24 protein-coding genes are annotated in these 26,993 nt (G+C 26.3%); 19 read left to right on the top strand and 5 right to left on the bottom strand.

The annotated features are described in order from the left end of the window. Nucleotides 1-101 precede the first annotated feature (101 nt). From Tmeso_RS11890 to Tmeso_RS11880, 3 genes are all read left to right on the top strand, one after another. Nucleotides 102-1,688, top strand: coding sequence for a CgeB family protein (locus Tmeso_RS11890; RefSeq protein WP_099191485.1), 1,587 nt, complete (start codon nt 102-104; stop codon nt 1,686-1,688). Between the two features lie 83 nt (nt 1,689-1,771). After that, on the top strand, nt 1,772-2,599 hold the full coding sequence (locus tag Tmeso_RS16230; protein ID WP_145993159.1) for a DUF6385 domain-containing protein: 828 nt from the start codon (nt 1,772-1,774) through the stop codon (nt 2,597-2,599). Between the two features lie 175 nt (nt 2,600-2,774). Beyond that, the gene (locus Tmeso_RS11880) at nt 2,775-4,559 is read left to right on the top strand and encodes a glycosyltransferase (RefSeq protein ID WP_099191483.1); all 1,785 of its coding nucleotides are present in this window, start codon (nt 2,775-2,777) and stop codon (nt 4,557-4,559) included. A gap of 52 nt (nt 4,560-4,611) precedes the next feature. On the opposite strand, the gene Tmeso_RS11875 is transcribed toward Tmeso_RS11880, so the two are convergent. Next, nucleotides 4,612-5,463: a DNRLRE domain-containing protein gene (locus tag Tmeso_RS11875; RefSeq protein WP_099191481.1), complete on the bottom strand. Its 852-nt coding sequence runs from the start codon at nt 5,461-5,463 to the stop codon at nt 4,612-4,614. A gap of 357 nt (nt 5,464-5,820) precedes the next feature. On the opposite strand from Tmeso_RS11875, the gene Tmeso_RS11870 reads away from it, so the two are divergent. Genes Tmeso_RS11870 through wecB form a run of 3 tightly spaced genes read left to right on the top strand, consistent with a single transcriptional unit; the run spans nt 5,821 to nt 9,089 of the window. Further along, a complete protein-coding gene (locus Tmeso_RS11870) occupies nt 5,821-6,834 on the top strand; it encodes a polysaccharide biosynthesis protein (protein ID WP_099191479.1) in 1,014 nt (337 codons plus the stop codon). 12 nt (nt 6,835-6,846) lie between these two features. Then, the gene (locus tag Tmeso_RS11865) at nt 6,847-7,953 is read left to right on the top strand and encodes a polysaccharide biosynthesis C-terminal domain-containing protein (RefSeq protein WP_099191477.1); all 1,107 of its coding nucleotides are present in this window, start codon (nt 6,847-6,849) and stop codon (nt 7,951-7,953) included. 2 nt (nt 7,954-7,955) lie between these two features. Next, on the top strand, nt 7,956-9,089 hold the full coding sequence (wecB, locus tag Tmeso_RS11860; RefSeq protein WP_099191475.1) for a non-hydrolyzing UDP-N-acetylglucosamine 2-epimerase: 1,134 nt from the start codon (nt 7,956-7,958) through the stop codon (nt 9,087-9,089). Between the two features lie 270 nt (nt 9,090-9,359). Here the strand turns inward: wecB and Tmeso_RS11855 are convergent, their stop codons facing one another. Continuing rightward, nucleotides 9,360-10,034 (bottom strand): uracil-DNA glycosylase, encoded by a 675-nt coding sequence (locus tag Tmeso_RS11855; RefSeq protein ID WP_099191473.1) that lies wholly within the window; start codon nt 10,032-10,034, stop codon nt 9,360-9,362. 271 nt (nt 10,035-10,305) lie between these two features. Between Tmeso_RS11855 and Tmeso_RS11850 the strand changes: the two genes are divergently transcribed. Then, entirely contained in the window at nt 10,306-11,733 is a 1,428-nt protein-coding gene (locus Tmeso_RS11850) for a hypothetical protein (RefSeq protein ID WP_099191471.1), read from the top strand. On the opposite strand, the gene Tmeso_RS11845 is transcribed toward Tmeso_RS11850, so the two are convergent. Further along, nucleotides 11,730-12,431, bottom strand: coding sequence for a glycosyltransferase (locus tag Tmeso_RS11845; protein ID WP_099191468.1), 702 nt, complete (start codon nt 12,429-12,431; stop codon nt 11,730-11,732). The two genes, Tmeso_RS11850 and Tmeso_RS11845, sit on opposite strands and share 4 nt — an antisense overlap. A 138-nt stretch (nt 12,432-12,569) precedes the next feature. Between Tmeso_RS11845 and Tmeso_RS11840 the strand changes: the two genes are divergently transcribed. Then, entirely contained in the window at nt 12,570-13,772 is a 1,203-nt protein-coding gene (locus tag Tmeso_RS11840) for a hypothetical protein (RefSeq protein ID WP_099191466.1), read from the top strand. A gap of 28 nt (nt 13,773-13,800) precedes the next feature. Here the strand turns inward: Tmeso_RS11840 and Tmeso_RS11835 are convergent, their stop codons facing one another. Beyond that, nucleotides 13,801-14,736, bottom strand: a complete 936-nt coding sequence (locus Tmeso_RS11835) for a hypothetical protein (RefSeq protein WP_099191463.1) — start codon at nt 14,734-14,736, stop codon at nt 13,801-13,803. Between the two features lie 197 nt (nt 14,737-14,933). On the opposite strand from Tmeso_RS11835, the gene Tmeso_RS11830 reads away from it, so the two are divergent. Then, nucleotides 14,934-15,974 (top strand): hypothetical protein, encoded by a 1,041-nt coding sequence (locus Tmeso_RS11830; protein ID WP_099191461.1) that lies wholly within the window; start codon nt 14,934-14,936, stop codon nt 15,972-15,974. 14 nt (nt 15,975-15,988) lie between these two features. On the opposite strand, the gene Tmeso_RS11825 is transcribed toward Tmeso_RS11830, so the two are convergent. After that, nucleotides 15,989-17,311 carry a polysaccharide biosynthesis protein gene (locus Tmeso_RS11825; RefSeq protein ID WP_099191459.1) on the bottom strand — a complete coding sequence of 441 codons (1,323 nt, stop codon included), beginning with the start codon at nt 17,309-17,311 and terminating at the stop codon, nt 15,989-15,991. A gap of 308 nt (nt 17,312-17,619) precedes the next feature. On the opposite strand from Tmeso_RS11825, the gene Tmeso_RS16475 reads away from it, so the two are divergent. From Tmeso_RS16475 to Tmeso_RS11780, 10 genes are all read left to right on the top strand, one after another. Further along, nucleotides 17,620-17,784 carry a hypothetical protein gene (locus Tmeso_RS16475; RefSeq protein WP_187296338.1) on the top strand — a complete coding sequence of 55 codons (165 nt, stop codon included), beginning with the start codon at nt 17,620-17,622 and terminating at the stop codon, nt 17,782-17,784. Nucleotides 17,785-18,294: 510 nt separating this feature from the next. Beyond that, on the top strand, nt 18,295-19,251 hold the full coding sequence (locus Tmeso_RS11820; protein WP_099191457.1) for a CsxC family protein: 957 nt from the start codon (nt 18,295-18,297) through the stop codon (nt 19,249-19,251). A 71-nt stretch (nt 19,252-19,322) separates the two neighbouring features. Beyond that, nucleotides 19,323-20,054: a CsxC family protein gene (locus Tmeso_RS11815; RefSeq protein ID WP_099191455.1), complete on the top strand. Its 732-nt coding sequence runs from the start codon at nt 19,323-19,325 to the stop codon at nt 20,052-20,054. 438 nt (nt 20,055-20,492) lie between these two features. Then, complete coding sequence (locus Tmeso_RS11810) at nt 20,493-20,738, top strand: hypothetical protein (RefSeq protein ID WP_099191453.1); 246 nt, start codon at nt 20,493-20,495, stop codon at nt 20,736-20,738. A gap of 265 nt (nt 20,739-21,003) precedes the next feature. Further along, nucleotides 21,004-22,428, top strand: coding sequence for a MocR-like pyridoxine biosynthesis transcription factor PdxR (pdxR, locus tag Tmeso_RS11805; RefSeq protein ID WP_099191451.1), 1,425 nt, complete (start codon nt 21,004-21,006; stop codon nt 22,426-22,428). Nucleotides 22,429-22,446: 18 nt separating this feature from the next. Further along, complete coding sequence (locus tag Tmeso_RS11800) at nt 22,447-22,617, top strand: DUF896 domain-containing protein (protein WP_099191449.1); 171 nt, start codon at nt 22,447-22,449, stop codon at nt 22,615-22,617. Between the two features lie 20 nt (nt 22,618-22,637). Further along, nucleotides 22,638-23,096, top strand: a complete 459-nt coding sequence (locus tag Tmeso_RS11795) for a chemotaxis protein CheW (protein WP_099191446.1) — start codon at nt 22,638-22,640, stop codon at nt 23,094-23,096. Between the two features lie 167 nt (nt 23,097-23,263). Next, entirely contained in the window at nt 23,264-24,418 is a 1,155-nt protein-coding gene (locus Tmeso_RS11790; protein ID WP_099191444.1) for a sensor histidine kinase, read from the top strand. Then, nucleotides 24,408-25,064: a response regulator transcription factor gene (locus Tmeso_RS11785; RefSeq protein ID WP_330400350.1), complete on the top strand. Its 657-nt coding sequence runs from the start codon at nt 24,408-24,410 to the stop codon at nt 25,062-25,064. The genes Tmeso_RS11790 and Tmeso_RS11785 overlap by 11 nt, the downstream gene beginning before the upstream one ends. Nucleotides 25,065-25,230: 166 nt before the next feature. Continuing rightward, nucleotides 25,231-26,613: an aminopeptidase gene (locus Tmeso_RS11780; protein WP_099191440.1), complete on the top strand. Its 1,383-nt coding sequence runs from the start codon at nt 25,231-25,233 to the stop codon at nt 26,611-26,613. Nucleotides 26,614-26,993: the final 380 nt, after the last annotated feature.

The following is a 26,993-nucleotide window of genomic DNA, read 5'->3' as shown; positions in this document are numbered from 1 at the left end:
TATAAGGTTTGCTTTTTATTATATTATGCTATGCAAATACTTAGATAAGATAAATAATACTGATAAATGAAGTGAGCTATGGTAGATAGGAGTTGAGTTATATGTTTAAGATTGATAATAGAAATCTTAAAATAGCATGTATAGTAGACGATTTTTCTTATGAATGCTTGAAGTATGAATTTGATATTATTTTGATAAATACTTATGATTATGAAAAAGTTATAAAGAACCAAAAACCTGATTTATTGTTAGTAGAGTCTGCTTGGGAGGGAAATAAAGGGCAGTGGACTGGAAAGTTGACTCAAAATAACTACTTAATTAGAAAATTAACAAAATTTTGTAAAGATGCAGGTATCCCAACTGTATTTTGGAGCAAAGAAGATCCTGTTAATTTTAAATGCTTTATAAGGTCAGCTAATTTATTCGATTATATATTTACGACTGATTCTGATTCTATACCAAACTACAAAATTAAGTGTAATAATGATAAGGTGTTTGTTTTACCACATGCTGCTCAAATTAAGATACACAATCCTATAGACAAAGATAAAGAAAAAATAGGAAAAGTAGCTTTTGCCGGGGCGTGGTATGGAAATATATTTCCTCAAAGAAAAGAAGATATGAAGACTATATTAAGACCAGCATTTGAATATGACCTTCATATATACGATAGAAATTACAAAAAAAGTTTTAGTTCGCAGTTTAGATATCCTAAAGAGTATGTGAAATATATAAGACCAAGTCTTAGTTATGAAGATATGATAAAAATGTATAAAAAATATTATGTATTATTAAATGTAAACACTGTAAGAGATAGCCCTACTATGAACTCTATGAGAGTGTTTGAAATATTAGCATGTGGAGTGAATTTAGTAAGCACTTATTCAAGAAGTTTAAAAATGATGTTAGATGATATAGTTCATATAGTAAGTAATGAAAGTGAAACTAAGAAGTGGTTAAATAAATTACTCAATAATAAAGATTATAGGGATAAATTATCTGTTAAGGGACAAAGGAAGGTTTTTAATAATCATACATATACTCATAGAGTAAGTAATATTTTAGATAAGATAAATATTGAATATGACAAAATTTATAATAGAGGGATATCTATTATAGGTTATATAGACTCTGCTTTTAATTTGGATAAATTGATAAATAATTATTTAAGACAGAGTTATGATACAAAGGAACTGATAGTAGTTTATAATAATATAGATTTTTACAAAAAAGTAGATTTGAGTAAATTCAAGCTTTATACTGATATAAGATTTATTTATATTAATGATTTTGATATTAACTTCATAAATTACAATTATATATCTAAATTCTATTTTTTAAATTATTACGCTAAAGAGTTTATAGGAGATTTGATGAATGCTTTTGATTATACAAATGCAGAAATAGTGGGAAAGAGAACCCATTATATGTATTTAGAAGAAAATGAAATCAGTATTATAGATAATGATATGGAAAATAGATATATAGATATATTATATAGTGACTGCTCAATAATAAAAAAGAATGCATTTAATATACTTTTTAAAGATATCAAAAACTATTTAAAAAATCCAGATTATAGAATAAATTATAATGATATTAATATGTATTCAACTGATAGGTTTAATTTTTTAAGGGGAGCTCAATTGATAGATGAGAATGAATATATAAAAACTATAAGTATATAAAAAGTAACAGAAAAAGAAATCATTGAATAGGATGATATAGTAATAAAGGTTAAAAGAAATATATATATATTAGGGGGGATAATATGGCTAATAATATGGTATTTAATAGAGTTGCATCTCAACTTCAAGCAACAGTAACAGCAACAGCGTTTGATATAAGAGCATTATCGGGGGCAACAGATAGTGTAACAGTAACAGCAACAGCGTTTGATATAAGAGCATTATCAGGGGCAACAGATAGCGTGACGGTAACAGCGACAGCGTTTGATATAAGAGCATTATCAGGGGCAACAGATAGTATAACAGTAACAGCAACAGATTTGGATATAAGACCGTTAACATCAGCAGATGTTGTAACAGTAACAGCAACAGCATTTGATATAAGAGCATTATCAGGAGCAACAGATAGTATAACAGTAACAGCAACAGATTTGGATATAAGACCGTTAACATCAGCAGATGTTGTAACAGTAACAGCAACAGCGTTTGATATAAGGGCATTATCAGGAACAACAGATAGTGTAACAGTAACAGCAACAGATTTGGATATAAGAGATTTATCAGGAGCAACAGATAGTGTTAAAGTATCTTCTTATTTATTTACAGAAGACAGTACTTCTATAGATGGAGTTACTGATGCAGCAGCTATTCTAGCAAAAGATACTTCTGAACAAGGCATTTATTCTTATTATGTAACAAATACAGGAACGAATAGTATAGATTTAAAACTACAAATAAGTCCTACTACCACAGATACTTACTTTGTAGATGATATATCTGGAACTGTAACTGTAGCAGCAGGGCAAAAAGCTGTTCTTGTAGCTCAACAATATTTAAAATATACAAGACTTTACTATGATACTAGTGGAGCTACATGTACATTTGAAGCTCATTATAATGCGAGAGTGTAGACTGTAGTAAAACATGGAGATGAAAATAATATTATTTTTATCTCCATTTTTTATAACGAATAGGAAATTATATTCCTTTTCAAATTGTAGATAAATATAATAAGAACTTTTTTATAACGAATAGGAAATTATAAGACTAATATAATAAAGTCAAATTTCTAAGGGGGGAATTAAGATGGATAGAAAAAAAACTATTAGCTTATGTATGATTGTGAAAAATGAAGAAAAATATTTACATAGATGCTTATCTAGTATTGAAGATTTAGTTGATGAAATAATTATTGTAGATACAGGATCTATTGATAATACAATAGGAATTGCTAAAGAATTCAGTGCTAAAATATATCATTATGAGTGGGATAATAATTTTAGTAATGCTAGAAATTTTTCATTGAGCCATGCTACTAAGGATTGGATTATATTGATGGATGCTGATGATGAGTTTGTAAGTGATGATAAAGAGAAATTTATAGATATAGTTAATACTTCGAATAAACATGGACATTATTTTAAGACTTTAAGTTATGCTGGTGACCGAGTAGGGGAAAATATAGTTTCTAATTTGAATTTAAGATTGATTAAAAATATCAATAAATATAAGTTTATTGGTGCTATACATGAGCAGATAGACTGTATTAGTGGAGATATAGAATATAAAAATTTTTCATCAGAAGATATTAGAGTTATTCATTACGGGTATTTAAATGATGTAGCTAAAGATAAAAATAAGAGACAGAGAAATATAGGTATTATAAAAGAAGAACTTGAGAAAAACCCTAATAATAATTTTCATTTATTTAATCTAGGAAATGAATATTTTGCCATGGGGGATAATGAAAAGGCATTTGAATTATTTGATTCAGCTTACAAAAAGTTAGACTTTAACTCAGGATATGCATCTAAGCTTGTAATCCGACGCATAATGTGTTTACATCAATTAAAAAGAGATGAACTTGCTTTAAAGAGTATAAATGAAGGATTGGAAAAATACCCTAAATTTACAGATCTTGAATTTATGAAAGGTATGATAAATTTAAAATACAAAAGGTATACTCTGTGTATTGACAGTTTTACAAGATGTATAGAATGTGGAAATGCACCGTTTCATTTAGAATTTCTAGATGGATGTGGTACATATAGACCATATCAAGCACTAGGGGAGATATATTTTACTTTAGATGATTTTAATAGAGCTTTAATTTGTTTTCAAAAAGCATTTGAATTAAATCCTAGCCTTCACAATATTTTATACAAAATATTAGAAATAACTAATAAGTTATATATAGATAAGGAAAAAGCTATATCTCATGTATTAAAATATTTAGATTTAAAAAATGAATCTCATATTGTATTGGTAACTGATATTTTACTTAAAGAAGGATTGTATGACCAAGCTGATATGTATTCAGATAAAATTATTAATTCTAAAGTATATAATAATGAAGCGCTATATTTTAAAGGGAGAATATTGTTTTATAGAAAAGAATTTGAAGAGGCACGAGAATACTTTGAAAATATCAGTGTGAATTCAGTTATGTATATAGATTCATTGAAATATATTTTTATAGTTGAACTTATAAAGAAAGATTGTTGTGATGTATTAAAAAAGTTAGAGCGTGCTAATAATGTATTGATATTAAAAACTTATACTCAAGTATATAACGTATATATAAATATACAAGAAAATTCATTGTCAAATGAAGATAATCATGAAAAAGCACTTAAAATATTATTAGATGTATTAGGTGAAATATTAACTATTCAAGAGTTTGATCTATTTGAATCTTTGATTAATTCTTTGAATTATATACAATCAAAGAATATATTACTAGAACTTTCAAAACTTTATTATAAAAAAGGATTTAAAGATATGGCTATAAATAATATTTTAACATCAATAAAACAGCTTGATACAATAGATATTGAATGTATTGAAATACTGCATAAAGAAATAAATTAATATAAATAATAGAGTATAAAAAATGGTGTATAGATTCGTCTATACACCATTTTTAAGGTTCCTTTGTAGAGGGATATATATTTAGTTGAGTTGATTGATTTGTTGAGTTTGATTTAAAAGATACTCTAGCATAATTCATATAAGCAGATGTTGTTAAAATAGTAGTAGTTCCAGGTGGTAAAACAGAATTACTGACAAATGGATATATATCATCAAACCATGTAATTCCATCTAGGCTAAGTTGAAGGACAACTTCAGCATCATTAGAGCCTATATTTTTAATACCAAATGATCCAATTCTTGAGATTAAAGATATAGGAATTGAGTATGTGAAATTATCTGTGGTAGTCACAGTTTCTGTTGCATACGTATTTAGAATTCCTGGAATATATTCTATTTCTAGTAAAGGCCATTGTCTAGAATCACTAGAGTTAGAGATCGTAAATCCAACTAGAGAAGGAGTATCTTCTACTCCTTTGATTATAATACCTGTATTTGGAATGCTACCATTATGCCAACCAGCCACTAAATTTGTTATATCCCACTCTATATAAAATCCGGTTCCTGAGGTTAATGTGAACGTAGCCTCTGATGCATATGGGACTAAAGGCTGGTTAGAATAAGTCACAGTGTTTTGATTAAAATAATTTAAAAGTCTAAATATATGAATTGGTTTTGAAAGTTCAGGAACATCGTTTCTATATACATATAATTTTAATTTAGATGAAGCTATAGTGCTTATTAATGGAATAGAACTTATATCGAATTGTAATAAGCTTCTGTGTATACTATCATTGGTATGAAATACACCTACATAAAAAGATGAACTGTTTGAGAAATTAGTATCTGGAAAAGCAGATATTACGTATGTTTCTTGAGATGGATTAAGTGTGATAGATGCCATAAAAACCTCCTTTTTAAAACGGTAATAGAATTTTAAAAAATAAAAACTATCTATTAGATTACATTATAACTTATATGCTTTTATAACATATATTATAAAAGTGAAATGATTTATGTGAAGAATATTTTAATTTCATTATTTTATTTTAAATTTTTAGTTATATTTCTTTTTTAAATAATAATCTGTTTCAATCATTTTGTATGTTGGAGCACATATAACTTCAATAAATTATATCATGAAAATTTATAGAATAGTGTGACTTGAGTTTTTATTTTGTAACTGATAACTCAGACATTACATAATTTAAACTATAGATATTATATCTATTCAATGACAAACATACGAAAGGTGATAAATATGTTTTCAAACAAAATATTGTTGATAACAGGTGGTACAGGTTCTTTTGGGAATGCTGTTTTAGATAGATTTTTGAATACAGATATTAAAGAAATTAGAATATTTAGCAGAGATGAAAAAAAACAAGATGATATGAGAAAAAAATTTAAAAATAATAAAATAAAATTTATTATTGGAGATATAAGAAATTTTGATAGTATAGATTTTGCTATGAGAAATGTGGATTATGTATTTCATGCAGCAGCGCTTAAACAAGTTCCATCTTGCGAATTTAATCCTATAGAGGCTGTAAGGACAAATATACTAGGTGCTGAAAATGTATTAAATGCAGCTATAAATAATAATGTTAAAAAGGTTATAGCACTTAGTACTGATAAAGCGGTGTATCCTATAAATGCTATGGGGATATCAAAGTGTATGATGGAAAAATTGGTAACAGCAAAGGCTAGAGAGGTAGGTAAAGGTAATACTATATTTTGCTGTACTAGGTATGGAAATGTAATGGCATCAAGAGGCTCAGTTATTCCTTTTTTTATAGATAATATAAAGCAAGATAAAGATTTGACTTTAACAGATCCTAATATGACTAGGTTTTTGATGTCTCTTGATGAGGCTGTTGATTTAGTATTATATGCATTTGAAAATGGAGAACAAGGAGATATATTAGTTAAAAAAGCTCCTGCATCTACAGTTTATGATTTAGCTATAGCGCTTAAGCAGATTTTTAATTCTAGGGTGAGCCTGAGAGTTATAGGTATACGCCATGGAGAAAAATTACATGAAACATTAATAGGAAAAGAAGAGATGCTAAAAGCTCAGGAAAAAGAAGATTATTTTAAAATATCAGCAGATTGTAGGGATTTAAATTACGATAAGAACATGAGAGTGGATAATATAATAGATATATCGAAAGTTAAAGAATATACATCAGAAAATACTATGAGGTTGAATGTTGAACAAATTAAACAGATTCTATTAAAGATTGATTACATTAAGCAACAAATAAAAGGTTAAAGAGGTGTTTTTATGAAGAATATCTTAGTAACTGGGTATAACGGATTCATAGGTAAAAATCTATTAGAAGCACTGAACAGGACGAAGGGCTTAAATATACTTAAATATGGGAAAGGTGATGCTGAAGATAAGTTAAAAGCATATCTTGAAAAAGCTGACTTTATATATCATATAGCGGGTATTAATAGACCTAAAAATATATTAGAATTTCAAGCAGGGAATGTAGATTTAACTAAAAATATGATTGAAATTCTTAAAAAATTAAATAAGAACACACCTATGCTTATAACATCATCAATTCAAGTTACGCAGGAGAATCCATATGGTATGAGCAAGAAAGAAGCAGAAAATCTTATTATAGATTATAGAGAAAAAACAGGGGCAAACGTATATATATATAGGCTATGTAATGTATTTGGTAAATGGAGTAAACCTAACTATAACTCTGCTGTTGCAACATTTTGTAATAATATAAGCAAAGATTTGCAAATAAGCATATCTGATAAAAATAGAGAACTTGAGCTTGTATATATAGATGATGTAGTAGATGAGTTTTTAAAGCATATATATGAATCAAGTGATGATATTTACTATAATGTCAAACCAACGTATAAAATAACTATAAAAGAACTTGTAGATAGTATATATAAAATAAGAAAAAATGTAGAGTCATTGATTATGCCAAATATGGAAAGTGATTTTATGAAGAAGCTTTATGCTACTTATATAAGTTTTTTAGATTCTAAATATTTTTCATACGAATTAAAAGAGCATAAAGATGATAGAGGTAAATTTTGTGAATTTATAAAGTCAAAGCAGTTTGGTCAAATATCTGTATCTACTACTAATCAAAAATTTATAAGAGGAAATCACTATCACAATACTAAGGTTGAAAAAATATGTGTTGTAAAGGGATATGCATTAATAAAATTAAAAAATATAAATACGGATGAAATAATAGAGTACTATCTAAGTGATGAAAAGTTTGAAGTAGTAGATATACCTGTAGGCTACACTCACAGTATAGAAAATTTATCAAATGATGAGTTAATATTGCTTATTTGGGCTAGCCAAATATATGATAATAAAAAACCAGATACTTATTATTGTGAGGTGTAAAAATGGAAAAAATAAAAGTTATGACAATAGTAGGAACTAGACCGGAGATAATTAGATTGTCAGAGGTTATAAAAAAGTGTGATAAGTATTTTAATCATATATTAGTTCATACAGGTCAGAATTGGGATTATACACTAAATGAAATATTTTTTGAAAATTTAGATATAAGAAATCCGGATTATTACTTGAATTCAGTTGAAGATAATCTAGGAAAAACTATAGGAAATATAATAGCTAAATCATATGAACTGTTATTAAAGGAAAAGCCCGATGCATTGTTGATACTTGGAGATACAAATAGCGCTTTAAGTTCAATAGCGGCAAAAAGACTCAAAGTACCTATATTCCATATGGAGGCTGGAAACAGATGTTTTGATCAAAATGTTCCAGAAGAGATAAATAGAAAAATAGTAGATCATATAAGTGATATCAATTTAACTTATACAGAGCATAGCAGAAGATATCTGTTGAGCGAGGGTTTTAAAAAAGAGCATATATTTGTTACAGGTTCTCCTATGTCTGAGGTTTTGAACAAAAATAAAGAAAAGATAGATCAATCAAATATAATAGAATACCTAAAGCTACAACAGAAGAAATACATTATAGTAAGTGCTCATAGAGAGGAAAATATAGATATAGAAGATAATTTTTTAAAACTTATGAATGGAATTAATGAAGTTGCAAAAAAATATAATATTCCTATAATATTTTCGACACATCCTAGAACATGGAAAAAAATCGAAGAAAAAGACATAAAATTTGACCCTCTTGTAAGAAATTTAAAGCCATTTGGATTTTTCGATTACTGTAAGTTACAAAAAAATGCATTCTGTGTATTATCAGATAGTGGAACTTTGAGTGAGGAATCATCTATATTAAAGTTTCCATCTGTTTTAATAAGAACTAGTACTGAAAGACCAGAGGTTTTGGATAAGGGAAGTGTAGTGCTTGGAGGGATACAGGATAAAGAAATAATTACATCTATAGATATGACTGTTAAAATGTTTAATGAGAATGAAGATATAGTTCCAATTGATTATAAAGATTTAAATGTATCTAATAAAGTAGTTAAGATAATACAAAGTTACTTTAAAATAATAAATAAAGTTACATGGAATAAGAAAGAATATATATAACAAATATATATAATTATACAATTAAAAAAGTATGTTGATAGTTTGAAATAAAAATACCCAATAGTATAGATAAGTAAAAAATCATATACTGTTGGGTTATTTTGAATACAATAAAAATATAAGGAATTAAAAATTGAAATGGTAATTAAAAAAATAAATATATTATATGAATGAATTTATTTTTTTATCCATAGCATATAGATCGATTGAGATTTTTATTTATATTTTTTAGAATTTCCGTTATATCACAACTGATTTTAATATGAAGTTCTATATATTTTCAATTTGCCAATTAATAGGGTTAGCACCTATTGATATAAGAAAATCATTAGTCTTAGAGAAAGGTTTACTTCCAAAAAAACCTCTATATGCAGATAGCGGACTTGGGTGAACGGATTTTATTATGCAGTGATTTGGATTTTTTATTATGTTAAGTTTGGACTGAGCATTTTTTCCCCACAATATGAAAACAATAGGATTTTTTCTGTTATTTAAGATACTAATAATTTTATCAGTAAAATATTCCCATCCTATATTCTTGTGAGAATTTGCTTGATTTGCTTTGACTGTGAGTACAGCATTAAGAAGCAAAACTCCTTGGTCTGACCATTTCTTTAAGTATCCGTTATTAGGAATATAACATTCTAAATCACTATTAAGCTCTTTATATATGTTTAAAAGTGATGGTGGAATAGCTACATCAGGTTTTACAGAAAAACTTAGACCGTGTGCTTGATTAGGACCATGATATGGATCTTGTCCAAGTATTACTACTTTTACATCTTTATACTGTGTATAGTTTAAGGCATTAAATATGTCGTACATATCTGGATATATAGTTTCTGTTTTGTATTCGTTTATTAAAAAACTTCTGAGTTTCAAATAATAATCTTTTTCAAACTCATCTTTTAATAAGTTTTGCCAATCATTTCTTAATATTTTCACATAAATCACCTCTATAAATTATATCATAACAATTTCATAGTGTTCTTCAAATTTTGTAAAAAAGCTATAGGATATATAAAATGTAATCTATAAAGTAGTTATATCAATATCTAAAATTTCATTAACAAATAATACTGATAGTGGAGTTATATTATGTAAAGAAAATAATATAGATGTATTAAGAGATACATTACTTCAATAAGTAATAATTAAAAGAATTGAATTTAGTTTTTTGAATATATATATAATGAAGGAGTCAGGAGGTTATGGTATGTTCTTTACTAAAGAATATGAATATGTGACATGTATTAATAACGTATTTAACTTTTTTTACTTGAAAAAGGGGATATTATATAAAAAAATTAATAATAATATTGAAGAACTTTTTAATGATGTATTCAAATTTTCTGTTTGTATGGATGCTTTAGGAAATATAAATATAGGAATTGTAAATTTCTTTGGAGAAATAATCTATGTAAGATATAAAAATGATATGTATATAAAAAATAGGATAGATATATACAATATTCCTATAAAAGAGTTTAAGGATATAAGAATCTATGTTCATGATGATATGACAAATATAATAGTTGTAAAAAAGAACACTAATAAAAATGATGTATTAGAGATTATACATTATTTTATAATAGATAATAAAATAAACAAATACAAAGTAGGGGAATTTTTCGAATATTATGAAGGTAAACTTTATGAAACGGATATAGATATTAATGGAAATATTCATCTTGTATATAGATCTAAAAATAACCTAAATCATGTATTTTATAAAATGTTTAATAATAGATATAATAATTGGAGTATACCTGAGAAAATAAACAATAATAAAGAGATTATAAAAGAATTTTCTCTTTTATGTGATACAAAAGGTAGTATTCATATAACTTTATATAGCTTTGAGTTTGATGGAATAAAAGTTGATTATTTAGTTAAGGATATAAGACGTACATATACACTTGGATTTAAAAAAAGGGAAAGTATAAAGAAAATACTGGGTGGGTTAATTGAAGCATTCTTGATTCAAATTGACGATGTTATAAAAATAATTTGGAATCAAAATAATAAATTTTATAAATTAAACATTGATGAGTATTCTGTAGATAATATAGACTTAGAGTATAATAAAAAATTAATACCTATTATATATATCGGGAATAAATATAAAGATTTTAAAAGTATTAAAACACATATGTACTACAGGTATTTACAAGAAGAAGTAGATCTATTAGGCATAAATCGGAAAAAGATGATAGACAAGAATTTATTTAGAACTATAAATTATAAATACGAAAGCATAGATGCTTTAAAGGAAGAAGCTGTAGGAATAGATGATATAAATAATATAAAAAATAGTATAATAAATTATTCAAATGATATTAAAGATTATTTAAATAATAATATAGATGAAGTATTTATTGATAATCAAGAATCTATTATTTGTGATTACAAAGAACATTATTCTTATAAAATTACAAGACTTAAAAATGATATAGAGTATATGAAAAAGAGGGAAACTAAGTTTATAGAAATTTTAGACAAAATGAATGAAAATTATGAAAATCTCGAGTCTAAATTTAATGATTTTTTAAAAGCACATGAAGATATAAAAAGCAAGGAGGGAAAAACTAATTTGATTTCAAAGATAAAAAGTTGTATATGGTTAAATAAGAAAAAAGGTTAATATTTATTAACCTTTTTTCTTATTTCATTTAAACAATCTAGCTTAACTAGATTATTTACTTGTCTACTGTAATTTTTAGAGTGAGATCTTGTTTTAACTAAATATTTGGGTATATGGAAAAATTCATATTTAAATCCAAGCTTCAACCATAAATCGTAGTCTTCTAAGTACTTAAATTTTTCATCAAATAAACCAACCTCATATAAGCAATCTTTTTTTATCATTACAGTAGAAGTATTTATAAAGTTGTGATTTATTAGATGTCTAAGTTCATGTTGATGTGATTTGAATTTAGGACATTGATAGTGTTGTATGTTTAGATTGAGTTTTTTATTTACAGCTGTGAAATTGGAATACAAAAGAGCTATACTATTATTAGAAATAGAATTGAATGTATCAATTTGAATCTGAAGTTTGTCAGGCATGAAAATATCATCTGAATCTAAAAAACATATATATGAACTGTTAGAGTTTTTAATACCTAAATTTCTGGCACTTGCAGGGCCTTTGTGATTTTGGTAGTAATACTTTATTTTATTCTTGTATTTGATTAATAAATCTTTTGTATTATCGGTAGAACCATCATCTACAACTATTACTTCTATGTCTTGGAATGTTTGGTTGAATACGCTTTCTATTGCATCGCATATAAATTCTGAATAGTTAAATGTAGGAATAATAACGCTTATCACAGCCATATTAATCGCTCCTTATTTATTATATATTATATGATATTCTATTCTATTGTATTAATAATTATGATTCTAACTAGTATTTATAATATTAAATAGGCATATATATTAATAATAATAGGTATCTTAAGGGAGGGAAAGATGATGAATTTGAGTATGTGTAAAAAAAATATAATACGAAAAGAGTCTGGAGAGTTATTGAAATTTTATATACAAAATGAGAATATTTATTGTGAAAAAATGAATATAAAATCGCGAGATAATATGGAAATATTAAGAAATGTAAAAGCTTATGATGTAGCAATTGATTTTAAGGACAATATTCATTTGTTAGGCGTCACTAATTGTGGTAAATTATGTCATTGTATTTATTCTGGAAATACAATTAAAATTAATATTTTGAAGAGTTATAGACCTTTGATAAATCAAATAAATAAAGTTAATTTATTTATTATAGCAAGAAAAATGCATATGATTTATTCATTTGAAAAACTAAGCGATAAAAATTCAAAAATAGTTCATAGTCATATGGAAGGTAATAGATGGAAAACAGATTATATTCATATAGAAGCTTCACGCGATGATAGATTAAGTTATATGGTGGATTACAATTCTAAAGGAGATATATTCTTAATATACAAAAACTTAGAAAAAAGACCATATATAAGAGTATATTCTAATAGCTTAAAAAAATGGCAAGAGCCTTTGATTCTAAATTCAAATAATGATGATATGGAATTTGAAAATATGTTAGTTGATTCGATAAATAATATTCATGTATTATATAGGTCTAAAAATGATAAAAAAAGATTAAATCATATCTCTAAAAATATTAAGAATATTTCAGAAAATTCTTGCTGGGTAAAATATACATTTGATAAAGTTGAGCATAAATGTGATTTTAAGATATTTGAATTTGATAAAACTATATTTATAGTATGGAATATAAATAAAACAGTAACTATTCAAAATTCTATGATGGATACACTAAAATGGGATATGAAAAAACGAATAAGCTTATCAGATATACAAGATATAAAGTATATAGGGAGTAAATATAAAAATATGAATATAGATAAATATATAGATTCGTTAGGGGTTATAGAAAGTAATGATATAAAATTTATATGTATAGATAGAGGGGTTATATCTAAAGGTGATGAAAAAGAAATAATAGAAGAAGAAAAACAAGAGATTACACAAGGAAGTATACAATCAGGAACTCAACTTGATGTTGAAAAAATCACAAAAAAAGAAATAGCTGAAAACAATTACTTTAGATCATATTATAAGGAAGAAGAAAAAGAATCATTTATAAAAAGTTTGAAAAAATATTTTAATTTATAATAAAAAAGAAGGCTAGAAAGCCTTCTTCTTAGTCGCGATTACAGTTACAATCAGAATAACTATCATTACTACCTAGTATAGGTTTATTGATTTGATCTGGAAATAGTTGAGGGAAATCAGAACATAATCCCAATTGTTTTGGAGGCTCACAGAATCCTGTAGATAGAACACAAAGTTGCACAGGAACTTTAATTTTCTTCTCACAAGTTATACATAATATTAAAAATGCATCGTCTATTTGAACTGTAAATTCAGTTGTAGAGCCTAGAACTGGAATTAAAGAGACATCATCTAATCCATTAGGTAAAACAAGTTCACAAGAAATTGAGCAAAATTCGGCTAAAGATGGTTTCATAGCATAAGCTGTTGAAGGAATACACAATTGAGCAAATGCATTTATTAATATTGACAAAGGATCAAGATCTATAGAAGCTATAGTTTTGAATTTACAAAATCTTGGCTCAGAACAAGATTTAACTACCCCATTTATTTCTAAGTTTATTTGTCCAGCTATATCTAATGTTTGAGCTATATAAATAGGAGTTCCTTTGTTTTCTAAATCGCATTTTGAAGTATCTATGAAAGATAAATCAATTTGCTCGATTCCGCCAGGTCCTGGTATTGGAGTTGGAAAAGCGGACACATCTGTTCCGTTGATTTTTGTAACAATAGGAGTTACAACAACGTCTCTAGTAGAGCAAGTTATATTAAGTGTTTCTATTTCTGATCCTGAAGGAATCGTAATCGGATCAGAAGTTATAGTAGCTGGGACTGCATCTACTTCTTTATTTATTATTATTGAATCATAAACTTTTTCTACAAATATACATTCTGATATTATTTTTTCTGGATCATACTCAAATGGAGTAGTGCATGATGTGTTAGCTGAACAACAAGTTTTTTCTACTGGTACCTTAGGATCATCTTTAGTATAAGTTTTTGTACCACAAGTTTTACATGACATATTATTTTTACCCCCTCTTTATTAAAAAGTATACAAAACTAAATAAGTACCTTGTTACTTTTAGTATATGATTTTGAATCTACATCGTTACTATATTTCCTAAAATGGTTTTTATTTCATACTTAATATATGCATTTAACAAATTATAAGTGACTAACTACATATAATTTTAATAATAAATAGTAGGAGGTGTATGTATGCCATTTATTAATCATGTTGAGACAATAATAAAAAAATCAAATAAGGACACGCTGGTATTTTATACTCATAAAAACGATTTGGTTGTTAAAATATTTATACATAACAAAGGATGGTTAGACTTAAAAAAAATAGTATCGGATATTATAAGTAATCAATTTAATATCCAAGTAGATAAAGATGATAAAATTTATGGAATAGCAAATAATTTGCATGGAGAAATACTATATTTATATACAGATAATAATCTAGATATAAAGTATAAAAAATTATTTGATTACGATAATGAAAAATATATTATTAAATATCCGTATATAATAAAAAATGATGATGATATACATGTTTTTTATTATATAAGAGATGTTAAAAATTATAGAATATGGTCAATACTTTCTCATTACTTTAATGGAAAAGAATGGAGAAGTTCTAATATTGAATTTATAAAATCATATCCAATTATAAATCCTTATATAGTTAATAAATATAAAGATGATTTGAATATTTTCTATTTTAATAAAGTAGACGATAAAGAGGAAGTATTTTATAATAAATTCAATTATAACACTAAAGAGTGGACTGAATCACATAAATTAACAAATACAAAAAACAAAAAAATATATTTAGATGTATTAAAAGATGATAATAACTTGTACCATATGACATGGTCCGAATTTATAAATGAGAATTTGACTATTAGATATACAAGTAGGGATTTAAATAAAGGGATAAATGAAGAAAATAATGGAATTATTTTATCGGAACAGTCTAATTGCTCGTTTCCAACTATAATAAAATGTCGGGATGTATTATGGACTGTATGGGCTCAGATGAATAAAGTATATAGCTCTAATTCATTTGATGGAGGAAACACATGGAGAGAACCTATTATAGATAGTAATAGTTTTAAAAATGATATAATAAGATATAAATTTATTAGTAATGACAAAGAAGAATTGAAAAATTTCAAACTAAATAATGCATTTGGGCTTAATTATCCTAGAATATCGTTCGTAGGTTTTGAAAATATAAAAACAAAATAAATAAGAAGGTGGCTTTAGTACCACCTTCTTTGTGTTTTATAAAGTGTAATTACATGAAGTATAAATATTATAACTCCAGATAAGGTAAATCCATATATAAATCCATATACATTTATAGAGTTAATAGGAAGTAAAAAGTATATACAAAATAGCTGAACAGATAATCCGATTATATTATTTATAGTAGCATTGTATTCTTTTTCAATAGAGTGAAGTATACCTGATAGAGTGTGATTTAATACCATGAAGAAAGTACTTATAGAGATAGCTTTTAAGTATATTCCAGCAAGCTTACTATCAAATATCAATATACATATTTTCTCACCAAAGAAAAAATATATTAGGCTTGAAGAAAATCCTATGCATGAAGTCAAAAATATAGAAAAAAATATTTTTTTGTTTATTAAGCTATAGTTTTTATTCGGCATTTCTTGAGAAATACTTGGAATCAGGTTCACAACTAATGCTGATGTTAACGTAAATGGTAAAAATAAAAAAGGGAATACCATACCTGTAACAGTCCCATAAAGAGATAGAGATTGAGAATGAGATAAACCACTTAGTTCAAGTCTGCTCGGTATTAATATAGAACTAATAGATTGAATTACTACTGTAAAAACCCTATTAAACGTTATAGGAATAGCCATCTTAGTTATGTTATTAATACTATTTTTAAAATCATTAAGCGAGATAGAGTAAGTATTGGATAACGTGGGTTCAAAAAACAAGTTTACAATTATAAATATTATATTTACTAATTCTCCCACAGATATACCTATTAGAGCTATAAGAGGATAAATAGATTTATTTTTTGTAAATGAAAATAATATAATTACAAATAATATTCTGCCTACTTGTTCTAATATTTGACCTATGGCTGGAATTTGAACTTTTTTTATGCCATAATAATAGTTTCTTAGTATATTTGATACTGTGATTAACAATATAGCTGGCAGTATACAGATTATCAACATTTGAGAATCGTTAGAATGTAATAATTTAAATCCTATAAATTTTGAATTAAAAAATACTATTAATGATATTAATATAGAAATAAAAAAAGACAGATATAGTGTAGAGATAAAAAGTGAATTCATATTATGTTTATTATTCATTTTTTTTTCTTTTGAAATAAGGCTATTTAGTGCAACTGGTATACCTGTTGTTGTTAAGCACACACAAAGCATCAAAAAATGAAAAATCATATGAAAAGTACCTAAACCATTAGCACCTATCTGTTTTGATAGAAATATTTTATATAAAAAGCCTATTATTCTAACTATAAAATTTGATATAAAAAGTATAGTTGTTGAATATATGAGATTTGGGACTTTCAATTTATCACCTCCTCTTCAAATATATTCTTTAAATTTAACGTTTATACCCATTTTATTTTAAAAGTATATGAATTTAATTTTTATTTACACAGTATTATCTTGATATCAGTTGACACAAAGAGTGTGCGACCTAATAAAAAAATTATGTTGGTATTAAAATGAAAGTTATACTTTGAAATTATTCTTAAATTACAAATAAAACAGCAAATAAAGCTTGAAAATGAAAAATAAAAAATGCAAGATTCAATTGACAAACAATTAAAAAAATGATAATATATAATTGCAAAGATATAAAGGGGGTATGTTAAATGGAGAATATAAATATATTTAAAACTAAAATAAATGAAATAGATAACACAAATGAAAGTGGGATGAAGAAGTGTAGAGCAGTGACATGCATTCACTGTGTAGGAGATGTATGCACAAATGAAACTTGTGAGATTTATGAGAGATTATTTATTCAAGAAGGATAAATAAAGTAACTCTTATAAACTAACTACTAAAAGTTAGGTATATAAATTTAATATGCATCTAAGGACGGAATCCTATATTCTAAAGGATTCCGTCCTTTTATTTTGATATTATAGAACTGAGCATATGACATTGTTAAAAACATAAGGGTATGTATTTTAGAATGCGTATTCGATTTTTTATAAACATCTCTTTTCAAATATCGTTAATCTATTATTTGAACCATGTTGTTATTTATGATTACAATATCTAAATATATAATCATTTATTAAATCATTAATATATTTTTTGTCTTTTATCTTGTAATGTTTTATATGTTTATTTCTTAATTTTACATAAAAAACTTTATTGGAGAGAGTTAGCATGCTTTACTCATATATTGTGTGAATTTTTTCTAATATATAATAATTTATGGTATCAGTTATATGGCAAAAACTTCACTTAATAAGATTGAAAAACATATAATATATTAGTATGTTTTTCAATCTTCATGAAAGGGGGTTTCTCGGATTATGTTAGTTTATACAAAAAATAGAAAAGACTCACTAGACTATTATATTGAGGAATATCAAAATAAATATAAAGAACATAATGATGATGTTGAAGAAAAAGTAGAAAAGGGAGAAAAACAAGAGGAGGAAAAGTTAAATAGAAATAATAATAATATAGAGAATGAACAAATGCAAAATGAGTATATTGAAGAAACGGTTGATAAAGAAGATGAGACAAATTATGATTATATAGATATAAAAATAAATAAAAATAATTGCGTAAGAGTAGAATCTTGTGTAGCATATGTAGAACCGTATAAAAACGAAAAAACAGATGTAATAGAAGGCTCAATATCTTTAGTGCCAGTAGTTCTAGCACAACTTGAATTGCAGATAAATATCATGTCAGATACTAAATTTCCACATGATGCTGCGGAAATAAATAATATAGATAATAATATTAAGATAACACAGTGCATGCTACTTCAAACAACGAACGTGTTATTTATAAGTGGTTATGTTAGAAAAAATATAGAGTATACAACTATATGTTGTTCAAATGAAGAAGGAGGATGCGGAGACATTAAGCATTGTACAGTAGATGTACCTTTTAAATGTAATACTTCTATAGAATTTAATGGTATAGAACCAAAAAAAATAATTTATAATATTAAGGATGAATTTGAATATCACAAAGTATCTGATATATCTAACGCGTTTACTGAAAATGACGGTCTTATATCAAGTTATTCATATAAATATAATCAAGAAAACATAGAGTGTTTTAACAGACTATCTTATTGCAATTTGATAAGCGCAAGAGTTGTAAATATTGATGAATATATAAATCGATATAGAAGAAAAAATGAAATTTCATTTGAAAAAATGGAAGAAAAGATGGTTGTATATATTATATTAGAGATTTTACAAGAAAGAGATGTATTGATACCTCTTAACGATTATAATCACATAAATTAGAAATCTTAATATTATGTATTGAGGAAAAAGAAATCCTCATAAAATAATAAAAAATAGGGGGAAATTAATAGATGGAAAAAAATAAATGCAAAGATGTATATTGTGTAGATGTTTGCGGGGGAACTGTTGAAAGTTGTTCAAATATACCTTCAGAAATAACACCTATAGTAGATGTAGTTGCAAAGGTTCCTGTTATTTTAGCAGAACTTACAGTACAAATAAATGCTATGTCTGATATAGAACTTCCAGAAAAAGCAATAGAAATAAAAGATATCAAGAAAAAGGTTAAAATAACTCAATGTATGTTACTTCAAAATACAAATGTATTATTTATAAAAGGTTTTGTTAGAAAGAATATTGATTATTCAACTAGAAATTGTTCAAACAGTGAAGGGATATGTGGAGATATTAAGCACTGTACAGTAGATGTACCTTTCCAATGTACTACACAAGTAGAATTTAATGGAATAGAACCTGCACCAGTACTATTTAGTGAATTAGAGGAATTCGAATATCATAAAATAGATAATTTACCAAATAATTTTGCAGAAAAAGATAAGCTTTTGTCAGGAGATTTATCAGAATACAACCAAGAAAGTTCTGAATATTTAAATAATTTACCTTATTGCCAATTAATAAGAACGAGAATAGTAGAATTTGATGAATATATAGGGCGTCATAAACCACAATGTGGAACAGTTCCGTTTGAAGAAAAAGAATTTTGCAAGATAGAAGAAAAAATGGTTATATATATAACACTTAAATTATTACAAGATCGCCAAGTTCGTATTCCAGCACCATAGAAGATATATAATTAAATGTTTATAAATTCCATATTTAAATGTGGATTTAAAAGTAAAAAATAGTATAATTTTATCTAGGGGTTAGCTTTTCTTATGAAAAGTACCCCTTTTTTATTTTTTAATATTTCATTAATGCTAATATTAGATTATGACATAAAAAGTATGCTATTAATTAGTATTTAATTACAATTACCAGTAACTTTAATCATACTGTTTATATTTAAAATATCCTCTTATCAAAATTATAATTAAAGTCATACACAAAAGATGCAAGGAGATATGTATAACTGTTTTTGGTCTTAATTATACTAAATGAATTAAAATTTGATTTATATCCTATAAAATCACAGATGATTCATATGAAAAAAATAGTAAAATCAATAGATTTAATTTAATCTAAATTAAATCAAAAATGGAAACCTATGTATGTAATTAGTTATGACACTATTTCATAAAAAAACTAAGCCTTGGTCAAAGGTTGTAAATACAATTAAAAAGTGTTTATTTTCTAACTCGCACTTTAAAGAAAAAACTGTGTATGTGCATCAAATTGTACTTGTTTTACTTTTTTGTGATGGTCTAGTTTTAGCTTATTTAGTAGGAATGTATAATAAAAATAATATGAGTGAAATAGATGCCGATTGTAATATAATTAAGTCTCTTACAAAGCCAGTTAAAGTATAATATGTTTTTTGTAGTAGTAGATAAACTTAATAAATATGCTTGTGGAGTCTGCTGTTAAAGGCAAACCATACTATATTTATAGCTAGGTTGGTAAATTAAATATGAAAAAGTATAAATAATATTAAAAGTAATTCAACACACTTTTTGATATTATTAAATTAGTTAGTGTATATGATAGTAATATATGCATGCCTTCAAAATTTGCCACACATAATTATAGTATTCATATATAATAATTTTTGTTATAATAAAATTGGTGATATATATGGAAAAATACAAGTTCGACATGATTATAAATAATATTCCAAAATATGTTCAAATATATAGGAATATTAAAAACATGATAGAGAGTGAAAAAATAGTAAAAAATGAAAAATTACCACCTATAAGGAAAATCTCAGATTTATTAGGTATTAATACGTCTACTGTAGTAAAAGCATATGAACTATTAGAAAATGAAGGATATATATATAAAATAGTAGGAAGTGGAAGTTATGCAACAGAGATTAAAAATTATAATCAAACATCTTCAATTGTAGATGATAAAATTATAGGATTTGATGTTGGTAACCCATCTACAGACATATTTCCTGTTGATAATTTTAAAAAAGCTATAAATATGGCTCTTCAAAATGAAGGTCCATCTTTATTTGAATATGATGAAGGTCTTGGGTATTTAAATCTTAGAAATTCGATATGCGATTATTTAAAAGGTTTAAATATATATACAGATTCATCTACAATACAAATAATATCTGGAGCACAGCAAGGGATAGATATTATTTGTAAAACACTCATTAACTATGGTGATGTTATATTTTGCGAGGAGCCTACGTACAGTGGAGCTTTAGAAATATTTAAAAACAAGGGTGCAAAAGTAATGCAAATTCCATTATTGGATGATGGAATTGATATTGGTATTCTAAAGTTGAAATTAGAAAAAATAAGACCCAGGTTATTATATGTTATGCCAAATTATCAAAATCCAACGGGAATATCATATTCTAAGCAGAAAAAGAAAAAACTTTTAGAACTTGCAAATGAATATGATTTTTATATATTAGAGGATGATTTTTTAAGTGATTTTAAATTTTATTCAGAAGATAACAATACATTAAGATCGTATGACGATTATAATAGGGTTATATATATTAAGAGTTTTTCGAAAATACTAATGCCAGGTCTTAGAATCGGTTTTATGGATATACCTATAGGAATTTTGAACAAGGTAATATGGGCTAAATATTCAAGTGATATAGTTACATCGAGCTTGGTTCAGAAATCACTGTACTATTATATGAAGTATTATGATTTCAAAAATCATTTGAAAAATATAGAACAAACATATAAAATAAGGTTTGATAGTATGATTAATTTAGTAGAGACTAAGTTATCTTCTAGATTAGAATTTAATAAGCCAACAGGAGGTATAAACTTTTTTATGTCTCTTCCAAAAGGATACTCTTCAATTGATTTTAAAAACTATTTGATACCATATGGAGTTTCTATTATGCCTGGAAATTATTTTTTTGATAATCCCATAGAAGATAGTTTTTTTAGGATTAATATAGCATCTACCAATTGTGAACAAATAGAAAAGGGAATAGATATAATAGATAAAAATTTAGATGATTTTTTATTGAAATATAAAAATAATATTGATTTTAAAAATAATAAAATATTCTTTTAGTAAGAAAGAGGTGTTTATATGTTATGTAAAGAAAAGATTGATAGAATAAATTATTTAGCAAAAAAAGCTAAATCAGACGGTTTAAATGAAAAAGAAAAAAAAGAGCAACAAGATTTAAGAAAAGAATATATAGAAAATTTCAGAAAAGATTTTAGAGAAAAGTTAGAGTGTATAGAAGTTGTAGATTAATATAATAGAGGGGGATGTTTATGGCTGAAAAGAAATATGTTATTTTTAAGCTTAACGATGAAGAGTATGGAGTAGACATAATGAAGGTTAAGGAAGTCAGCGAGGTTAAAGAAATTGTTAAAGTTCCAAATACTCCTGACTTTGTAGACGGAATTATAAACATAAGGGGAGATGTAACTCCTATAATAAATTTAAAAAAGAGATTCGGCTTATCAGAAGAAATAGAATCTTGTGAAGTATCTAGAATAATTGTAGCTAATATAAATGGTAAAATGCTTGGTTTTTTAGTAGATGATGCTTCTCAGGTGATATCTATGGAAGATACGGATATAGAACCGGCTCCAGAAATAGTAGCAGGATTTGATAGAGTATATATTGAAGGTATTGGAAAAGTTGATTCAAGAATGATAATAATATTAAATCTTGAAGAGATTCTTGATGAAAATGAAAAAAATAGTATGAGTACTATTGAATTTTAGATTATAAATAAAGATTGCCACATGGTAATCTTTTATTTTTTGTAGATATCGAAAATGATAAATATGGCAAAATTTATATGAATATGAGCTGAATAGGTGTTATATTGACTAAAAATATAGTATAATGTAATAGGCTGTCGAAAAATGAAAAAAAGAGGTAAGTTATTGTGAATGGAGAAGATATGTTCATCAATTTTAATGAAATATTCGATAAAGTGATAGACACTATAAAGAATAGTCAAGATGAAGTTCTATCTATGTATGAAAGTGTACATAATGAATGTGAAAAAATGAGAGTAGAGTTAGAAAACTTCAGGATTAGAGTTAAGTTTTTAATAGATGAGGTTGAATACTTAGAAAAAGAGGAGAAAAAGAGTAAAGAAAAACTAGCTTTTATAAGTAAGAATTTCCACAATCAGACAGAAGAGAGAATAAAACAGGCTTATGAAGATGCTAAGAGTATACAGGTAAAACTGACATTGAAAAGAGAAGAAGAAAAAAACATAATAAAAAGTAGAAATGATCTTGAGATAAGACTTAAGAAGATGAATGACATATTAGAAAAAGGCGAACTATATATGTCTAAGATGAAGTCGGTTGTTGATTTTTTAATGGGAGATTTACAAAATGTATCTCAGAAGATGACCTCGTTGGAAGCTAAAGCTGAGATCGGAATGAAGATAATAAAATCACAAGAAGAAGAAAGAAGAAGAATAGTTAGAGACATTCACGATGGTCCAGCACAGAGTATGGCTTCTTTAGTAATAAAGTCTGAAATAATGAATAAGCTTTTAGATAAAGATATAGAATTATCTAGAGAAGAAATAAAAAATATGAAGAAAATTCTTAGGACTACACTTAGAGAGTTAAGAAGAATTATGTATGATTTAAGTCCAACTTCATTAGATGATTTAGGTTTGATACCAACAATAGAAAGAGCTATATCAGACATAGAGTATGAAAATGATATAAATATAGATTTGATTGTACTCAATGATACAAAAATAATGCATCCTTTGGTTAGAATAACTACATTTAGAGTTATACAGGAATCTTTGAATAATATATGTAAGCACTCTAAAGCATCTAATGCTAGAATTAAATTAGATATAAATAAAAAAAGAGTAGCTGGTGTTGTTTTAGATGATGGAATAGGATTTAATGTAGATTGTGATAATATTATAAAAGGATCATTAGGAATAGGGTTTATGAGAGAAAGAGCGTCTTTACTAGATGGTCAATTAAAAATAGACAGTAAAATAGGGGAAGGAACTAAGGTTATATTTGCTTTTCCTAATAAGGAGGTAAATGATGAGGGATAATATAAAAGTTATGATAGTGGATGATCACTCTCTTATGAGAGAAGGTCTTGCAAAAATATTAGAGCTTGAGGATGATATAACGGTTGTAGCTAAAGCTTGCGATGGATATGAGGCTATGGAATATTATAGAAAGAAAGATATAGACATAGTTTTATTAGATATTAATATGCCTAATATGAATGGGATAGAGACTTTAAGAAAATTGAAAGACATGGACTCATCTAGTAAGGTAATAATGTTGACTATATATGATGAAAGAGAGTATCTTATAGAAACTTTAAATCTTGGGGCTAATGGGTATATGCTTAAAGATTCAGAATCATCAAGTTTAGTTGCTGCAATAATAAATGTATATAATGGTGGAAGTTATGTTCATCCAAATCTTGCAGGAGAATTATTAAGAGAGATAAACAAAAGAAAAGATAGAAATGCTGTTAAAGAGGGATTAGATAGTTTGACTAAAAGAGAATATGAAGTATTGTCTCTTATTGCGGATGGTCTTAGCAATAAAGAAATTTCAGAAAAACTTTATATAAGTGAAAAAACTGTAAAAAATCATGTTTCCAGTATATTAAGAAAACTTGAGGTATCTGATAGAACTCAAGCAGCTATATTTGCATATAAAAATAATATAAAAAAATTATAAAATCGTATCTATAGATGCGATTTTTTATTTATTAATAGGAAAAACTAAAGACATATAGAATAAGTATATAGAAGTTTGATAAATTGATATTTCTGAAAAATGAGTTACAAAATGTGATATAATAAAAATAATATGTTAAAATTATACTATATGGAAGGTGGAAAATATGAATTTAACTCATGAATTTAAAAATGCATGGAAAAATTTAAAAGATGGGGATATGGAAGCTGTAATGTCTTACTCTAAAGATTATATGGACTTTTTAGATAATGGAAAGACTGAAAGAAGATGTGTAGATTATATAATTGAGAAGGCAAGAGAACAAGGATATATTTCGTTAGAAGAAGCTTTAAAATCTAATGATGTTAAAGCAGGCGCTAAGATATATGCAAATAACAAGGGTAAAGGTGTAGCATTATTTGTAATAGGACAAAATGAAATAGAAAAGGGTATGAAGATAGTTGGATCTCATATAGATTCGCCAAGGCTAGATTTAAAACCATTTCCACTTTATGAAGATGGCAATTTAGCTCTCTTAAAGACTCATTACTATGGAGGAATCAAAAAGTACCAATGGACATCTATTCCTTTAAGTATGCATGGTGTTGTTTATACTAAGGACGGAAATAAGGTTGATGTTAACATTGGTGATGATGAAAATGATCCTGTAGTATACATAAGTGATCTTTTAATACATTTAGCTAAGGATCAAATGAGTAAAAAACTTGCTGAAGGTATTACGGGTGAGGGGCTTAATGTTTTAATAGGACATATACCTTTAAAAGATGAAGAAAAGGATGCTGTTAAGAAGAATGTATTAAAATTATTAAATGAGAAATACAATATGACGGAAGAAGATTTCTTAACTGCTGAAATTGAAATAGTTCCGGCTGGAAAGTCAAGGGATGTAGGTCTTGATAGATCTATGATAGCAGCTTATGGACATGATGATAGAGTTTGTACATTCGCAGGGCTTAGAGGTATTTTCGAAGTTGAAAATCCTGATTATACAGCTGTTGGATTGTTTGTAGATAAAGAAGAGGTTGGTTCTATGGGTAATACAGGAATGCAATCTAGATTCTTTGAAAATGTAGTTGGAGAAATTATAAATGCTCAAGGAGATTATAATGATTTAAAATTAAGAAGAGCATTGGCTAATTCGAAGGTATTATCTGCAGATGTTACTTGTGGTTTTGATCCAAACTTCCCTGATGTTGTCGATAAGAGAAATGCAGCATTTATAGGTCATGGTGTAGTTGTGGCTAAATATACAGGAGCTAGAGGAAAATCTGGTTGTAATGATGCAAATGCAGAATTCTTATCTGAAATAAGAAATACTTTTGATGGAAATGATGTTACATGGCAAGTAGGAGAACTTGGAAAGGTAGACCAAGGTGGAGGTGGAACTATAGCCTACATACTAGCTAATTACGGAGCAGAAGTTGTAGATTGCGGAGTTGCTCTTTTAAGCATGCATGCACCTATGGAACTTGCAAGTAAAGTAGATTGCTATGAAACTTTCAAGGCTTATAGAGGATTCTTAAAGTAGTTTTTGAAATATAGTTGATAACTGAATTTAGTAATCAAGTTAAAAATGGCACTCATTAAAATGAGTGCCCAGACTGTTGACAAAGAGATGTTAATTTCAAGTAATTAACATCTCTTTTTTGTCCATAATCATAAATGATAAGTTGATTTATTGTACTAGTTAGGGCTTAATTTCTTAAAAAAGGTGTTTAAGCGAAAATGAAGATAATTGAAATACCGCTACTTAATTAATCTTTTAATAAAACTACAGATTATATCTTATTAAATATCCTAAAACTTCTTAAACTCCCTTACGGTCAAACAACGAAGTTTCTTAACGGATATTTAAACGATACAACCTAAGTTTCATAGTAAAAGATTAATCAAAAGTAGCTAACATTT

This window comes from Tepidibacter mesophilus, from assembly GCF_002724055.1.
Taxonomy (GTDB): Bacteria; Bacillota; Clostridia; order Peptostreptococcales; family Peptostreptococcaceae; genus Tepidibacter_A; species Tepidibacter_A mesophilus.
This window is presented reverse-complemented; position numbering and strand designations above follow the sequence as displayed.

Coding starts and splice junctions, on each gene's coding strand:
- Tmeso_RS11820 (WP_099191457.1), top strand. CDS start 18,295: ATGTTAGTTTATACAAAAAATAGAAAAGACTCACTAGACTATTATATT.
- Tmeso_RS11845 (WP_099191468.1), bottom strand. CDS start 12,431: ATGGCTGTGATAAGCGTTATTATTCCTACATTTAACTATTCAGAATTT.
- Tmeso_RS11835 (WP_099191463.1), bottom strand. CDS start 14,736: ATGTCATGTAAAACTTGTGGTACAAAAACTTATACTAAAGATGATCCT.
- Tmeso_RS11890 (WP_099191485.1), top strand. CDS start 102: ATGTTTAAGATTGATAATAGAAATCTTAAAATAGCATGTATAGTAGAC.
- wecB (WP_099191475.1), top strand. CDS start 7,956: ATGGAAAAAATAAAAGTTATGACAATAGTAGGAACTAGACCGGAGATA.
- Tmeso_RS11830 (WP_099191461.1), top strand. CDS start 14,934: ATGCCATTTATTAATCATGTTGAGACAATAATAAAAAAATCAAATAAG.
- Tmeso_RS11840 (WP_099191466.1), top strand. CDS start 12,570: ATGAATTTGAGTATGTGTAAAAAAAATATAATACGAAAAGAGTCTGGA.
- Tmeso_RS16230 (WP_145993159.1), top strand. CDS start 1,772: ATGGCTAATAATATGGTATTTAATAGAGTTGCATCTCAACTTCAAGCA.
- Tmeso_RS11785 (WP_330400350.1), top strand. CDS start 24,408: ATGAGGGATAATATAAAAGTTATGATAGTGGATGATCACTCTCTTATG.
- Tmeso_RS11875 (WP_099191481.1), bottom strand. CDS start 5,463: ATGGCATCTATCACACTTAATCCATCTCAAGAAACATACGTAATATCT.
- Tmeso_RS16475 (WP_187296338.1), top strand. CDS start 17,620: ATGGAGAATATAAATATATTTAAAACTAAAATAAATGAAATAGATAAC.
- Tmeso_RS11880 (WP_099191483.1), top strand. CDS start 2,775: ATGGATAGAAAAAAAACTATTAGCTTATGTATGATTGTGAAAAATGAA.
- Tmeso_RS11850 (WP_099191471.1), top strand. CDS start 10,306: ATGTTCTTTACTAAAGAATATGAATATGTGACATGTATTAATAACGTA.
- Tmeso_RS11810 (WP_099191453.1), top strand. CDS start 20,493: ATGACACTATTTCATAAAAAAACTAAGCCTTGGTCAAAGGTTGTAAAT.
- Tmeso_RS11795 (WP_099191446.1), top strand. CDS start 22,638: ATGGCTGAAAAGAAATATGTTATTTTTAAGCTTAACGATGAAGAGTAT.
- Tmeso_RS11780 (WP_099191440.1), top strand. CDS start 25,231: ATGAATTTAACTCATGAATTTAAAAATGCATGGAAAAATTTAAAAGAT.
- Tmeso_RS11815 (WP_099191455.1), top strand. CDS start 19,323: ATGGAAAAAAATAAATGCAAAGATGTATATTGTGTAGATGTTTGCGGG.
- Tmeso_RS11865 (WP_099191477.1), top strand. CDS start 6,847: ATGAAGAATATCTTAGTAACTGGGTATAACGGATTCATAGGTAAAAAT.
- Tmeso_RS11870 (WP_099191479.1), top strand. CDS start 5,821: ATGTTTTCAAACAAAATATTGTTGATAACAGGTGGTACAGGTTCTTTT.
- pdxR (WP_099191451.1), top strand. CDS start 21,004: ATGGAAAAATACAAGTTCGACATGATTATAAATAATATTCCAAAATAT.
- Tmeso_RS11800 (WP_099191449.1), top strand. CDS start 22,447: ATGTTATGTAAAGAAAAGATTGATAGAATAAATTATTTAGCAAAAAAA.